Origin of the sequence: Serratia sp. 506_PEND, from assembly GCF_001076875.1 — a bacterium.
Taxonomy (GTDB): Bacteria; Pseudomonadota; Gammaproteobacteria; order Enterobacterales; family Enterobacteriaceae; genus Serratia; species Serratia marcescens.
This window is the reverse complement of sequence record NZ_JVEL01000390.1, coordinates 34,539-47,937: the sequence shown is the minus strand read 5'-3', so window position 1 is coordinate 47,937 and position 13,399 is coordinate 34,539. Positions and strand designations below refer to the sequence as shown.

16 protein-coding genes and 1 other RNA gene are annotated in these 13,399 nt (G+C 58.8%); 7 read left to right on the top strand and 10 right to left on the bottom strand.

Translation table 11 applies throughout. The features are described 5' to 3' along the window. The first annotated feature begins 117 nt into the window (after positions 1-117). Both ADK28_RS13830 and ykgO read left to right on the top strand, forming a co-directional pair. On the top strand, positions 118-372 hold the full coding sequence (locus ADK28_RS13830; RefSeq protein ID WP_004940303.1) for a type B 50S ribosomal protein L31: 255 nt from the start codon (positions 118-120) through the stop codon (positions 370-372). A gap of 12 nt (positions 373-384) precedes the next feature. Then, a complete protein-coding gene (ykgO, locus tag ADK28_RS13825) occupies positions 385-525 on the top strand; it encodes a type B 50S ribosomal protein L36 (protein ID WP_004940304.1) in 141 nt (46 codons plus the stop codon). Between the two features lie 106 nt (positions 526-631). On the opposite strand, the gene ADK28_RS13820 is transcribed toward ykgO, so the two are convergent. From ADK28_RS13820 to ADK28_RS13810, 3 genes are read right to left on the bottom strand one after another with little or no spacing between them, the layout of a single operon-like run. Continuing rightward, positions 632-1,510, bottom strand: coding sequence for a metal ABC transporter substrate-binding protein (locus ADK28_RS13820; protein WP_048795901.1), 879 nt, complete (start codon positions 1,508-1,510; stop codon positions 632-634). Between the two features lie 25 nt (positions 1,511-1,535). Then, entirely contained in the window at positions 1,536-2,393 is an 858-nt protein-coding gene (locus tag ADK28_RS13815; protein ID WP_004940309.1) for a metal ABC transporter permease, read from the bottom strand. After that, on the bottom strand, positions 2,390-3,103 hold the full coding sequence (locus ADK28_RS13810; RefSeq protein ID WP_048795912.1) for a metal ABC transporter ATP-binding protein: 714 nt from the start codon (positions 3,101-3,103) through the stop codon (positions 2,390-2,392). Before ADK28_RS13810 ends, ADK28_RS13815 begins: the two co-directional genes overlap by 4 nt. Before the next feature lie 404 nt (positions 3,104-3,507). Here ADK28_RS13810 and ADK28_RS13805 point away from each other — a divergent pair, with 404 nt between their 5' ends. The 3 genes from ADK28_RS13805 to ADK28_RS13795 all read left to right on the top strand — a co-directional run bounded on the left by ADK28_RS13805 (position 3,508) and on the right by ADK28_RS13795 (position 4,641). Continuing rightward, a complete protein-coding gene (locus tag ADK28_RS13805) occupies positions 3,508-3,861 on the top strand; it encodes a hypothetical protein (protein WP_048795900.1) in 354 nt (117 codons plus the stop codon). Between the two features lie 158 nt (positions 3,862-4,019). After that, complete coding sequence (gene tomB / locus ADK28_RS13800) at positions 4,020-4,388, top strand: Hha toxicity modulator TomB (RefSeq protein ID WP_004940312.1); 369 nt, start codon at positions 4,020-4,022, stop codon at positions 4,386-4,388. A gap of 49 nt (positions 4,389-4,437) precedes the next feature. After that, on the top strand, positions 4,438-4,641 hold the full coding sequence (locus tag ADK28_RS13795) for an HHA domain-containing protein (protein WP_004940313.1): 204 nt from the start codon (positions 4,438-4,440) through the stop codon (positions 4,639-4,641). Between the two features lie 330 nt (positions 4,642-4,971). On the opposite strand, the gene ffs is transcribed toward ADK28_RS13795, so the two are convergent. Next, an RNA gene (gene ffs, locus ADK28_RS29445) (signal recognition particle sRNA small type) lies at positions 4,972-5,068 on the bottom strand. Between the two features lie 156 nt (positions 5,069-5,224). On the opposite strand from ffs, the gene ADK28_RS13790 reads away from it, so the two are divergent. Next, a complete protein-coding gene (locus tag ADK28_RS13790; RefSeq protein ID WP_004940317.1) occupies positions 5,225-5,539 on the top strand; it encodes an MGMT family protein in 315 nt (104 codons plus the stop codon). A gap of 64 nt (positions 5,540-5,603) precedes the next feature. Here the strand turns inward: ADK28_RS13790 and ADK28_RS13785 are convergent, their stop codons facing one another. Further along, positions 5,604-6,095: a YbaY family lipoprotein gene (locus tag ADK28_RS13785; protein ID WP_016928846.1), complete on the bottom strand. Its 492-nt coding sequence runs from the start codon at positions 6,093-6,095 to the stop codon at positions 5,604-5,606. Positions 6,096-6,325: 230 nt separating this feature from the next. Between ADK28_RS13785 and tesB the strand changes: the two genes are divergently transcribed. Further along, positions 6,326-7,189 (top strand): acyl-CoA thioesterase II, encoded by an 864-nt coding sequence (tesB, locus tag ADK28_RS13780; RefSeq protein WP_016928847.1) that lies wholly within the window; start codon positions 6,326-6,328, stop codon positions 7,187-7,189. 90 nt (positions 7,190-7,279) lie between these two features. Here the strand turns inward: tesB and amtB are convergent, their stop codons facing one another. The 5 genes from amtB to ADK28_RS13755 form a co-directional block, all read right to left on the bottom strand. Continuing rightward, positions 7,280-8,566, bottom strand: coding sequence for an ammonium transporter AmtB (gene amtB / locus ADK28_RS13775; protein ID WP_004940322.1), 1,287 nt, complete (start codon positions 8,564-8,566; stop codon positions 7,280-7,282). Positions 8,567-8,601: 35 nt separating this feature from the next. After that, positions 8,602-8,940, bottom strand: a complete 339-nt coding sequence (gene glnK, locus ADK28_RS13770) for a P-II family nitrogen regulator (RefSeq protein WP_004940327.1) — start codon at positions 8,938-8,940, stop codon at positions 8,602-8,604. A gap of 278 nt (positions 8,941-9,218) precedes the next feature. Then, a complete protein-coding gene (smdB, locus tag ADK28_RS13765; protein ID WP_016928850.1) occupies positions 9,219-10,997 on the bottom strand; it encodes a multidrug efflux ABC transporter permease/ATP-binding subunit SmdB in 1,779 nt (592 codons plus the stop codon). Continuing rightward, on the bottom strand, positions 10,990-12,765 hold the full coding sequence (gene smdA, locus ADK28_RS13760) for a multidrug efflux ABC transporter permease/ATP-binding subunit SmdA (protein WP_016928851.1): 1,776 nt from the start codon (positions 12,763-12,765) through the stop codon (positions 10,990-10,992). Before smdA ends, smdB begins: the two co-directional genes overlap by 8 nt. A 92-nt stretch (positions 12,766-12,857) precedes the next feature. Continuing rightward, the gene (locus tag ADK28_RS13755; RefSeq protein WP_004940330.1) at positions 12,858-13,319 is read right to left on the bottom strand and encodes an Lrp/AsnC family transcriptional regulator; all 462 of its coding nucleotides are present in this window, start codon (positions 13,317-13,319) and stop codon (positions 12,858-12,860) included. Between the last annotated feature and the right edge of the window lie 80 nt (positions 13,320-13,399).

The window sequence follows — 13,399 nt, the reverse complement described above, 5'->3', positions numbered from 1 at the left end:
GTTACTTAATGCAAACCGTTCTCATTAATTCACTTTTGTGTGCAATTTGCGCTTGATCGCGATGCCAGGTCGGCGCATAATTATTGTTATAGTATAACATTACATGAGAGGGCCATTATGAAACCCGGCATCCACCCCGATTACCGCACCGTGGTGTTCCACGACGTCAGCGCCAATGCCTACTTCAAAGTGGGATCGACCATCAAAACCGATCGCACTATCGAACTGGACGGCGAAAGCTGGCCGTATGTCACCCTCGACGTCTCTTCCGCTTCGCATCCGTATTACACCGGCAAGCAGAAAGACTATTCCAAAGAAGGCAGCACGGCGCGCTTCCAGCAGCGCTTTGGCCGCTTTATCGGCAATAAGTAACAAGGAAACCCCATGCAGGTATTGAGTTCATTGCGTTCGGCGAAAAACCGCCACCCGGATTGCAAAGTCGTGCGTCGTCGTGGCCGCATCTATGTGATCTGTAAAAGCAATCCGCGATTCAAAGCGGTACAGGGACGTAAGAAAAAGCGTTAACTCCCAAGTGTCATCTGTCGCAAAGCCCCGTTGCTGCTCAACGGGGCTTTTTTTATGGCGAGAAAGTGCCTGCAAGCTGTCCCCCACCCGCGGGCGGGGGCAGAGATTACTTCATGCTGCTCAGCAGCGTGTCGACATTGTGTTTGAACGCCTGCTCATAGGTGGCCGCCGGGCCGCCGGCGCGGGAGAGCGCTTCAGGGTACAGCTCGCCGCCCGCCTTGGCGCCGGTGGCGGCGGCAATCTGTTTCACCAGCCGCGGATCGGTCTGGTTTTCGATAAAGTAAGCGTTAACCTTCTCCTGTTTAATCTGCTTAATCAGGTTCGCCACGTCGCTGGCGCTGGCTTCCGCTTCGGTGGAAAATCCGACCGGGGCAAGGAAGGTGACGCCATACTCTTGCCCAAAGTAGCCAAAAGCATCATGGCTGGTCAGCACCTTACGTTTCTGCGGCGGCACTGCGGCGAACTGGGTTTTGGCCCACAGATCCAACTTTTGCAGCTGCTGAATGTAGTCGGCGCCGCGCTGGCGAAAATAGTTGGCATCCTCAGGATCGGCGGCGATCAGGGCGTTCATCACGTTGGTGGCGTACTGCACGCCGTTTTTCATGCTGTTCCACGCGTGAGGATCGGTAATCGGTTTGCCATCCTCTTCCATCTGGCGGGTGTTGATGCCCTGTGAAGCGGTGATCACCTGCCCTTTATAACCCGAAGCGCTGACCAGGCGATCGATCCACCCTTCCAGCCCCAGGCCGCTGACGAAGACCACATCAGCCTGAGCCAGCTTCTTGCCGTCCTGCGGCGAAGGCTCGAAACTGTGCGGATCGCCATCCGGCCCCACCAGCGCGCTGACCTTGACGTGATCGCCGCCCACCTGCTTGACGATATCTCCCAGAATGGAAAAGCTGGCGACGGCGTCGACGGTCTTCGCCATCGCCAATGGGCTGGCCAGCAGAGCAGCAACCGCCAGCGATATAGGTAAACGTTTCATACTTTCTCCTTGCAAATGGCACTTCTCAACGGCGCGCAAAGGCGTAAATGCCCCCGCGCGTTCCAAACAGGATTGAGACAAAAAAGAGGATGCTGGCGCTGAGCACGATCGCCGGGCCGGCGGGCAGCGAAGCGTGATAGGACCACACCAGCCCAATCAGACTGGAAAGCGCGCCGATGCCCATCGCCGTCGCCAGCGTCTGCGGCAGATTGCGCGCCCAGAAGCGCGCGCTGGCGGCGGGCAACATCATTAACCCAACCGACATCAGGGTGCCGAGGATCTGGAATCCCGCCACCAGATTGACCACCACCAGCGCCAAAAACAGGCCGTGGATCAGCGCCAACCGGCGCGGCGCGTTAACGCGCAGGAAAGTGACGTCGAAGGATTCGATCACCAGCGCGCGGTACAGCGCCGCCAGCGCCAGCAGCGAAACCGAGGCGATCGCACCGACCATCAGCATCGCCTGCGCATCCACCGCCAGGATCGAACCGAACAACACGTGCAGCAGATCCACGCTGGAACCGCGCAGCGAGACCAGCGTGACCCCCAGCGCCAGTGAGCCCAGATAGAATCCGGCGAAGCTGGCGTCCTCTTTCAGCGGCGTGCGGCGGCTCACCAGGCCGGACAACATCGCCACCGCCAGCCCGGCGATAAAGCCGCCTACGCCCATCGCCACCAGCGACATGCCGGAGATCAGATAGCCGATCGCCGCGCCCGGCAACACCGCGTGGGACAAGGCATCCCCGACCAGACTCATGCGGCGCAGCAGCAGAAACACGCCCAGCGGGGCGGCGCTGAGCGACAACGCCAGGCAAGCCATCAGCGCGCGACGCATAAAACCGAAAGAGAGGAAAGGATCGATAAGCCCATGCAACAGCATCATGGCGCCACCGCCCGCAGATCCGGCTGCCGTTCGGCGGCGTGATGCCTCGGCACCTGCTCCAGCACTTGCTCGGCCGCGCCCCAGTGGCAAGCCTGCGGCGTCAGCAACAGCGCCTGCGGAAAATGCTCGGCGACCATCGACATATCGTGCAGCACGGCGATCACCGTTTTCCCCTGCCGGTGCAGTTGCGCGATCGCCTGCAGCAGGATCTGCGTGGTGGCGCTATCGATACCGGTGAAAGGTTCATCCAGCAAAATCAGCGGCGCTTGCTGGACCAGCAGGCGCGCAAACAACACCCGCTGCAGCTGACCGCCGGACAGCTCGCCCACCGGGTTGCGCACCAGCGCGCTCATGCCAACGCTCGCCAACGCCTCATTGACCTGGCTCGCCGCACGCTTGTTCATGCCTCCGAACATGCCGCTTTGCGGCCAACAGCCCATCGCCACCAGATCGCTCACCGCGATCGGGAATTGCCGATCCAGTTCCGCCTGCTGCGGCAAATAAGCTCTGCGCGGCGGCTTTCCGCCGCTAAAATTCAGGCTGCCGCTCATCGGCGGCAGCAAACCGGCGAGCGTTTTCAGCAATGTCGATTTTCCGGCCCCATTGACGCCCACCACCGCGGTTAACGAGCCGGCGGTAAACTGCCCGCTCAGCGGCGGAAAAAGCGGCGTGGCGCTATAGCCCAGCACCAACTGGCGCAGGGTGATCATGGCAGCGATACCGCCCAAAAGATGCCGAGCCACAGCAGGGCCAGCAGCACAACGGCACCCGCACAACGCGCGGCAGCGGAGGTGGTGAACAACGAATTCAGTGACGGCGCGGCGCCATGTTGCGAAGTGGGAATCAATGTGGTGACCAAAATGACAGGTTAATGGTTATAATATAACATCACAACAACTGCCGTATCTCAAGCTATGGCGCGACAATAATGCAACGGAACGTAACAATCCCTCGCACAGCGGATCTTCCCCCGTCCCCCTTACAAAACTCAGGGCTATTTCCATTCGGTTGGAATGTTGGCGTAAGGTAAAGAACAGCGGTAAATCGAAAAATTTACCGACGAGGGCGGAAAAGGAGTAAGATAAGCAGATAACATTGTTGTTGGCCGAGATTAATGCTTGTTACCCTTGCCTGTAACCTGGAAGTCAACGCACTTTCTGTTAAAAAATTAAAGAAATTGATTAATGACAATAGCGCGGAGTTAGTGCCGGCGCTGACCAGCGGACTCAGCTTTTATTCTGAAAGCGCACGCTATGCCGAAGATTCATTAGAAATACTTGATATAGTGCAACAAGGTGGCGGCGATTATTCAATGAGTTATCGTTATAAGTGGGGCATTTTTAATGCCTGCCTGGATATCAACAGCGAAGATATCATCAACGACAGCGTCCGGTTTCAAGTGACGTCTCGGGGTTTAATCTTCGACATCATTGATAACTCACGCCCATCAACTGCGGATGAATTGTAAGTTTACGTAATAACTACAGGCCAAACGCGAAAAAATGATTTATATTCATTTTACGGGAAGTTTATTTAACCACCGTTAAGCTGCCTCCGTTCATGATGTAAATCAGCTTACTCACATAGTGTTATCACACCGCAATTAAGACTTACGGAGGGGATGATATGGATGAGTATTCGCCTAAGCGGCACGACATTGCTCAGCTCAAATTCTTGTGCGAAAATTTGTATGATGAAGGTATCGCTACCCTGGGAGACAGTCATCATGGGTGGGTCAACGATCCGACGTCCTCCGTCAACCTGCAGCTTAATGAGTTGATCGAACATATCGCTTCGTTTGTGATGAGTTATAAAATTAAATACATGGACGAATCTGACCTGTCGGAGTTAGTCGAAGAATATCTCGACGATACCTATACGCTGTTCAGCAGCTATGGTATCAATGATTCCGACCTGCGCCGCTGGCAAAAAACCAAGGCGAGATTATTCAGAATGTTCTCAGGAGAGGACATCTGTACGACAATGAAAACTTAGGGGATAATTATTCCCAAGCTATTTTACGGTTATTAAACTAAAGGCCACCATGACTAAAACCGACTATCTGATGCGTTTACGTAAATGCACCACGATTGATACTCTCGAACGTGTTATTGAGAAAAATAAGTACGAGCTTTCCGATGATGAACTGGAGCTGTTTTACTCAGCGGCCGATCACCGTCTGGCAGAGCTCACCATGAACAAACTGTATGACAAAATCCCCACCTCCGTTTGGAAATATGTCAGATAATCAGCCCCCCAACGCGTTGAGCCGATGCTTTTATCGGCCTCAATGTTCAAGTTAAATACGTACTTTTCCTATTGACAGTAAAACTTCATTTACGTTCCCTCTTTCGATAATAATATTGTCCGGAAACAATTTTCTTTTTTAATCGAGACAGGTTACCTCATCGGCCGCCTCACTATGCCTTCACCCCAGCACCGCTAATTCATTATCCAAAAGAATTGAGGGCGAGAAGAAAAGAAATGCGTGTCGCTCTGCCTGATGACAGAAATGGATAATAGATACGTGGAAGAGTGTGACAAAAGCGCGGATTGGCGAAACCCAAATGGGTGGGGACCCTGCCAGCTACATCCCGGCACACACGTCACCTGCTGCGGCTGCTTCCTTCCGGACCTGACCGAGTTCACAAGTTAGTGTTGCGGGAGAACCAACAGGGCCCCCATTGACGGCTTCTGTACTCTGAAGCGGTGGGCATTATCGGCGATGCCCCACCAAATAGCAAGCCAACCGGGGCCAACCGCTGTTTTCTTACCCACCTGCGCTGTGGCACACTCTTCGCCTGGGTTTTGACTCGTGCAGGAACAGCAATATGCAACCAGAAGACGCCTCTTTCAGCCAGCGGGTTTTCCATATCGTGGCCGCCATCCCGTTCGGCAAAGTCACCACTTATGGTGAAGTCGCCCGGCTGGCCGGCTCGCCGCGCGCCGCACGTCAGGTTGGCGGCGTGCTGCGGCGTTTGCCCGAAGGCAGCACGCTGCCCTGGCACCGGGTGATCAACCGGCACGGACAGATCTCGCAGCAGGGGGAGGATTTTCAACGGCAACGGCAGGCACTGCTGGCGGAGGGGATAATTTTCGGCCCACACAGCACGGTCGATTTCGAACGCTACGGCTGGCGCTGGTAAAACAAAACAGCCTTTGGCCGAAGCGCAAAGGCTGTTGATTTCATCTTGCTGTACCGCAGTAAGTTTACTGCATGGCGGTTGGCGCAGCCTGAATCGGCACACCCTGAACCGGAACCAGCAGCAGATCGGCGCGGGTGCCGTTGCGGTTAACCACTTCCTGGATGGTGTCGGTAATGAACATCAGGCGCCCGTTGACCGTCACCGCCGCGCTCAGAATGATGCGCGCATTCGGTTGGATGTCGGACGGGTTGTACGGCAGCGTAAAGCTGAATGGCGCCTGCTGCCCTTCAGTACGTACCGCGCGCTGTGCAATCACTTTGGACGGCGCATCTGCCAGCGAAGCGTCAGAGAGGGTGACCGTCAGTACGGCGTCCGGCGGCAGCGCAATGCGCTGACGTATATTAACCGAACCTGTCACCGCCGGGCCCTGAATCTGCGTTTGCGCAGCCGCCGGGTTACCGGCCGCCTGTGTAGGCACATCGGCACTCTTTTGCGCGCATCCTGCCAGCGTGATCGTCAGTGCCGCGGCACCGCCTACGATTTGCCAGAGTTTCATGGATCGGTCTCCTTTTTTATTATCAACATGTTGGTGGCTTTCACCACCTCACCTATTAAACCTAGCACAAAACACTGATAAATCCACTTTACCCCGCCTATTAATCACTTAAGCAGCCCACGGCGTCCATGATTAAGAGCATTCTCATCGGCCCTTAACGCAAAATGTTGACGCCGCGCCGTGATATTCCGCACACTGCGCAAAATGATTATTAGAAAGGTAACAACTTTATGAGCCAGGCATTGCAAAACCTCCTCGATCTGCTGGATCTGGAGAAAATCGAAGAAGGATTGTTCCGCGGTCAGAGTGAAGATCTGGGGCTGCGCCAGGTATTCGGCGGGCAGGTGGTCGGCCAGGCGTTGTACGCCGCCAAACAGACGGTGCCGGACGAGCGCAGCGTGCATTCGTTCCACAGCTACTTCCTGCGCCCGGGCGACAGCAGCAAACCTATCGTTTACGACGTGGAAACCCTGCGCGACGGCAACAGCTTCAGCGCGCGCCGCGTCAGCGCCATCCAGCACGGCAAACCTATCTTCTATATGACCGCCTCCTTCCAAAGTCCGGAAACGGGCTTCGAGCATCAGAACCTGATGCCGGACGTGCCGCCGCCGGAAGGGCTGCTGTCTGAATCAGAGATCGCCCAGAAGCTGGCGCATATGCTGCCGGAAAAAGTGCGCGAAAAATTTATCGGCCAGAAGCCGATCGAAATGCGCCCGGTGAAATTCCATAACCCGCTGAAAGGCAGCGTGGAAGAACCGCATCGCTATGTGTGGTTCCGCGCCAACGGCAGCATGCCGGACGATCAGCGCATCCACCAATATCTGCTGGGCTATGCGTCGGACTTTAATTTCCTGCCGACGGCGCTGCAGCCGCACGGCGTCGGTTTCCTCGAGCCGGGCATGCAGGTGGCCACCATTGACCACTCAATGTGGTTCCACCGTCCGTTCCGCATGGATGACTGGCTGCTGTACGCGGTGGAGAGCTCCTCCGCCTCCGGCGCACGGGGCTTTGTGCGCGGCCAGATTTATACCCGCGACGGCGTACTGGTCGCCACCACCGTGCAGGAAGGGGTGATTCGCCAACGCGACGCCTGATCCGCAGCATAAAGAAAGGGGCGATGTTTCCATCGCCCCTTTTGGCTTCATCATTATTTTAGTCTTTAGCGCACTGCCCTGCTTTGAGCCTTACTGGTTGTAGGCGCTCTCGCCGTGGCTGTTGACGTCCAGCCCCTCGCGTTCCTGCTCCTCCGGCACTCTCAATCCAACCATCGCGCCCGCGATCTTGAAGGCGATAAAGGCGGCGACGCTCGACCACACCAGCGTGATCAGCACGCTCACCAGCTGGATCCAGACCTGATGGCCCATCGTCACCCCTTCGGCGTAACCGGTGCCGCCCAGTGAAGAGGCGGTGAACACCCCGGTCAACAGGCAGCCGACGATGCCGCACACCCCGTGCACACCGAACACGTCGCAGGTGTCGTCCACTTTCAGCCATTTTTTCAGCGTCACGACGCCCCACAGGCCGGCGACGCCGCCCACCAGGCCGATGATCAACGCCCCGCCCACCCCCACGGTGCCCGCCGCCGGCGTCACTGCAACCAGCCCGGCGATCATGCCGGAGCAGGCGCCCAGCAATGAAGGCTTGCCGCGCAGCACCCACTCGGCGAAGGTCCAGGAGAGAATGGCGCCCGCCGTGGCAACCACGGTATTGAGGAATGCCAAGGCCGCAATGCCGTTGGCCGCACTGGCGGAACCGGCATTGAAGCCGAACCAGCCGATATACAGGATGGACGCCCCGGTAAACACCATCGGCAGGTTGTGCGGTTTGAAGGCCTCTTTACCGAAGCCGGCGCGTTTGCCAATCAGGTAGGCGCCGATCAACCCGGCGCTGGCGGCGTTGATGTGCACCACGGTGCCGCCGGCGAAGTCCAATGCGCCGTCGGCGGCCAGGTAACCGCCACCCCACACCATGTGCGCGATCGGCAGATAAGACAGCGTGAACCACAGGATCGCGAAGATCAGCACCGCCGAGAAACGAATGCGTTCGGCGAAGCCGCCCACCACCAACGCCACGGTGATACAGGCGAAGGAGGCCTGGAAAGCGACGTGGATCATCTGGCTGATGCTGCCGGTGACGCTGTCGATGCCGATGCCTTTCAGCATCGCCGTCTCGAATCCGCCGAACACCGCATTGCCTTCGCTGAACGCCAGGCTGTAGCCATACAGCACCCACAGCACGCAGACCAACGCGAAGGTGACGGTGACCTGCGTCAGCATCGACAGCACGTTTTTACCGCGCAGCAGACCGCCGTAAAACAGCGCGATGCCCGGCAGCGTCATGAACAGCACCAACGCGGTGCAGATCATCATAAAGGCGTTGTCGGCCTTATCGGCGACCGCCGGGGCGGCCAGGGCCAAAGAAGGAACCAGGGTTACCGAACTCAGGCCCAACATGGATAACAGTCTTTTCATTATCAATCATCCCCATCACTTAACTGAGTTCGCGGTTACAGTGCCGATTCGTCGGTTTCGCCGGTGCGAATGCGGATCACGCGTTGCAATTCGGCAACGAAAATTTTGCCGTCGCCGATTTTGCCGGTGTAAGCGGCTTTGCTAATCACATCAACCACTTCATCCAACTGATCGTCGGCGATGGCGATATCGATTTTGACCTTGGGCAGGAAGTTGACGTTATATTCGGCGCCGCGATACAGCTCGGCGTGCCCCTTCTGGCGGCCAAAGCCCTTCACTTCGGTTACGGTCAACCCCTGAATGCCCACGGAGGACAAGGCCTCGCGCACGTCCTCCAGCTTGAACGGTTTGATTACCACGGTCACCAGCTTCATATTGCCCCTCCACGAATTAAGCCCAAACTCACCCCTGGTACGCGTCATATGTAGCAAGGGCTGTGCCAAATTTAATTTTGCAGGGCGATTCAGCGGATTAGCGGGCACGCGGGCGCAGCCGCGAGGCGGCACGGCACCGATACCTTGGACAGGTTAAATAATGCGCACCGATTTGGTGCGCATCGCGTCGAAAAAGTGCAGAAAGGGGGCGTGGCCCAGATGGTTTGCCTGCTTATGGTGCGTTGGAAAGAAAGAAGGGCCGCGAGCGCGGCCCATGTTCAGGCGGGTTGGCTCTCCTCGCGCACCGCTTCCGCCAGTTGTTCGCCCGCCAACTGCAGCTGGTACATCTGGTAGTAACGCCCCTGCTGCGCCAGCAGCTGCTGATGGTTGCCCTGCTCCACCGCCTGGCCGCGATGCAGCACCAAAATGGAATCGGCATCGACGATGGTCGACAGCCGGTGGGCGATCACCACCAGCGTGGTGTGCTCGCGTATCGCACGCAGCGCGCGCTGGATAGCCTGTTCGGTGCCCGAGTCGATATTGGCGGTCGCCTCGTCGAGGATTAGGATCTGCGGCGCCTGCACCAAGACCCGCGCCATCGCCAGCAGCTGTTTCTGCCCGACCGACAGGTTATTGCCCTGCTCCCCCAGGCGGGTGTGGATACCCTGCGGGAAGCCGCGCACCAGATCCGCCAGCTGCACCGTTTCCAGCGCCCGCCAAACGGCGTCTTCCTCGATATTGCGCCCCAACGTGACGTTGGCCAGCACCGAATCGGCGATCACCACCGGATCCTGCTGCACCATCGCCACGCCCTGGCGCAGCGTGCGGTGCGACAAGCTGGAGATCGGGCGGCCATCGAGACGCACTTCCCCCTCGCTGACCGGGTAATAACCCATCAGCAGGTTAGCCAAGGTGCTCTTGCCGCTGCCGGTGTGCCCGACCAGCGCCACGAAGCCGCGCGACGGCACCGACAGCGAAATATGCTGCAGCACCTTTTTGTCCGCGCGGTAAGCGAAGCTCAGATCGGTGATGTCGATGCGGCCGCCGGCCAACGGACTATCGTCGGCGCCGTAGCTCTGCTGGCTGCGATCCATCAGTTCGAAAATACGTTCGCCGGCCACCACCGCCTGCTGCAGGATCGACTGTTGCGACGTCAGCTCGATCAGCGGTTCGTTCAAACGCCCCAGGTAGTTGATGAAGGCATAGAGCACGCCGACGCCAATCACGCCTTCGCCGCTGAAGCCGAACAACATCAGCAAACCGCACAGCACCAGCGCCGAAAACAGGCTGAGCAGCGGCCGCAGCAGGAAACCGTCGAGCCGCAAGGTCTGCATGCGCGCGAGATAGTGCGACTGGCTGGCGGCGCTCATGCGCTCGCCGAAGCGCACCTGCTGGCGGAATTGCTGGATCACGCCCATGCCGTTGATCACTTCGTTGAAACCGTCGTTGATGTCCGCCAGATAACTGCGCACCCGGCGCACGATCGGCGTGCTGTAATATTGATAAATGCCCATCACCACGAACACCGCCGGGAAGATGCAGATGGCCACCAGCGCCATGCGCCAGTCGAGGCTGAACATCGCCACCAGCATGGCGCCGATCAGCGCGGCGCTTTTCAGCACCGTGGAGACCACCATCACGTACAGATCCTTGATCACTTCGGTGTCGTTGGTAACGCGCGAGATCAATTGCCCGACCGGTTGCGTGTCGAAGGCGCTGAGCGGCTGGCGCAGCGCGGCGTCCATCACGTCGGTGCGCAGCCGCTGCACCACCCCCACCGCCGCCTGGTTGAACAGCAGCGCCTGGAAGTAGTGCAGCGCCGCCGCCAGCAGCTCCAGCAGAATGTAGGCCGCCGCCAGCCCGCCGACAATCATCAGCGGCAGTTGCCCTTTGGCGACGTAATTATCGATAAAATAGCTCACCAGGATCGGCCCGGCGACTTCCGCCGCCGCCGCGATCCACAGCATCAGCACCGCCAGCCCCAGCGGTTTGCGGTACGGCGAGCCGTAGGCCAGCAGCCGCTTCAGCGTCGGCCACAGCTTTTGCACTTTATTCATCGGCCAACGCCTCCTCGCCGTTTTCCGGCGCCTCGTCCAGCGCCGCTTCCAGCTGCTGATAACGGTACATATCGCGATACCAGCCCGGCTGCGCCGCCAACGCCGCCGGATCGCCGCGCTGCGCCACGCCGCCGTGCTGCATCACCAGGATCTCGCTGGCTTCGGTCAATGCCGACAGCCGGTGCGCGCTGATGATCACCGTGCGATCTTGCCCCCAGCTGCGCAGGTTGTGCAGGATCTGGTGTTCGGTACGGCCATCCACCGCCGACAGCGCATCGTCGAGGATCAGGATCTCCGCATCCAGCAGCAGCGCTCGTGCAATGGAGATGCGCTGTTTCTGCCCGCCCGACAGCATCACGCCGCGTTCGCCCACCTCGGTGTCATAGCCCTGCGGCAGCCGCAGAATGTCCTCATGGACGCTGGCCAACCGCGCCGCCTGTTCGATCTGCGCCTGCGTCGCCCCCGGATGGCCCAGCGCGATGTTGTTCGCCACGGTATCGGAGAACAGGAACGGCGTTTGGCTCACCACCGACAGCCGCGAACGCCAGTCGTCGAGTTTGACCTGCGGCAACGGCAGGCCGTGATAGCGGATCTGCCCTTGGTCGACGTCGAACTGGCGCTGGATCAGCGACAGTAATGTCGACTTACCGGCCCCGGTCGGCCCGCACAGCCCCAGCATCTGCCCCGGCTTCAACGTCAGCGCCACGTCATGCAGCGCCGGATGTGGGTTGTCCGGGTAGTGGAACGCGCGGATATCCACGTCCAGCACGCCGCGCCCGGCCGGCAACGCCTGCGGGCCATCCTGCACCGCCGGCGCCTCATCGAGCAGGCTGCGGATGCGGCTGTAGGCCGCGCTGCCGCGCTCGACGATATTGAACATCCAGGCCAGCGCCAGCATCGGCCAGATCATCAGGCCGAGGTACATCACAAAGCTGGTCAGTTGCCCGAGCGTCAGTGAACCGTTCACCACCATCCAGCTGCCGCCGCCGATGGCCAACAGGTTAGACGCGCCGATGGCGATATAAATGGTCGGATCGAAGCGCGCATCCACCCGCGCCACGTGCATGTTCTTGGCCCCGGTCTGCGCCGCGACATCGGCGAAGCGGTTCGATTGGTGATCTTCCAGCCCAAAGGCCTTGATCATGCGTATGCTGGTCATGCTTTCCTGCGCCTGATCGTTCAGGCTGGAAAACGCCGCCTGCGCCGATTTAAAGCGCTGGTGCAGCTGGTCGCCGTAATATTTGATGGCGATCGCCATCAGCGGCATCGGGATTAACGCCAACACCGTCAGCTGCCAGCTGATTTGGGTGCTCATCACCACCAGCACCACCACCCCCATCACCAGCGAATCCACCAACGTCAGCACGCCTTCACCGGCGGCGAACACCACGCGATCCACATCGTTGGTGGCGCGCGCCATCAGGTCGCCGGTGCGGTGGCGCAGGTAGAACGCCGGGTTTTGTCGGCTGAGCTGGCGGTAAAAGTTTTCGCGCAGTTCGACCGCCAGCTGGTAAGAGGCGCCGAACAGCAATACCCGCCACACATAGCGCAGCAGATAAACGACGATCGCGGTGCCGATCATCAGCCCGAGCCAGGCCATCAGCACGCCGGTGGACATCTGTTTTTCGGTGACGCCGTCCACGATGATGCCGACCAGCTTAGGCGGCAACAGTTGCAGGATGGCGATGACGATCAGCAGCACCACCGCCCCGAGGTAGCGGCGCCACTCCCGGCGGAAGTACCAGCCGATTTGTGCAAATAATCTCACGCAGTTTGATTCCAGGATTTTATGGGATTTGTCTCTTTTTCTGCTTCAGCAGAGCAGGATACCATCGTTGAGCCGCCCGTCCGGTGAACTTTTCACTCCGGCACCGGCAGCGCGGTGGTGTATTTGATTTTTTCCATGGCAAAGCTCGAGGTGACGTCAATAAGGCCCGGTACGCCGTTCACCAGGCGCTTATAAAAGCCGTCGTAGCTTTTCATGTCCGCCACTTCGACCTGCATCAGGTAGTCGTACTCCCCCGCCATCCGGTAGAACGCCAGCACCTCGGGCATTTGGCTGGTCAACTGCACAAACGCCTGATACCACTCGCTGCTGTGCTGCTGGGTCTTGATCAGCACGAACGCCGTCAACCCCAGGCCGAGCTTTTCATTATCCAGCAAGGCCACTCGGCCGCGAATATAGCCCTCGTCCTCCAGGCGCTTCAGCCGTTTCCAGCACGGCGTCGAGGTCAAATTGACCGCATCGGCCAGCGCCTGCAGCGACTGGGTGCAATCTTGCTGCAGCATGCACAGCAGCTTACGGTCTGTTTTATCTAACATAGCGGCCACCAGGAGAAAAATTTTCTCTCATTAGGCGATTAAACAGGGAAAATGGCAATCCTTTTTTCCCGCCGACAGGC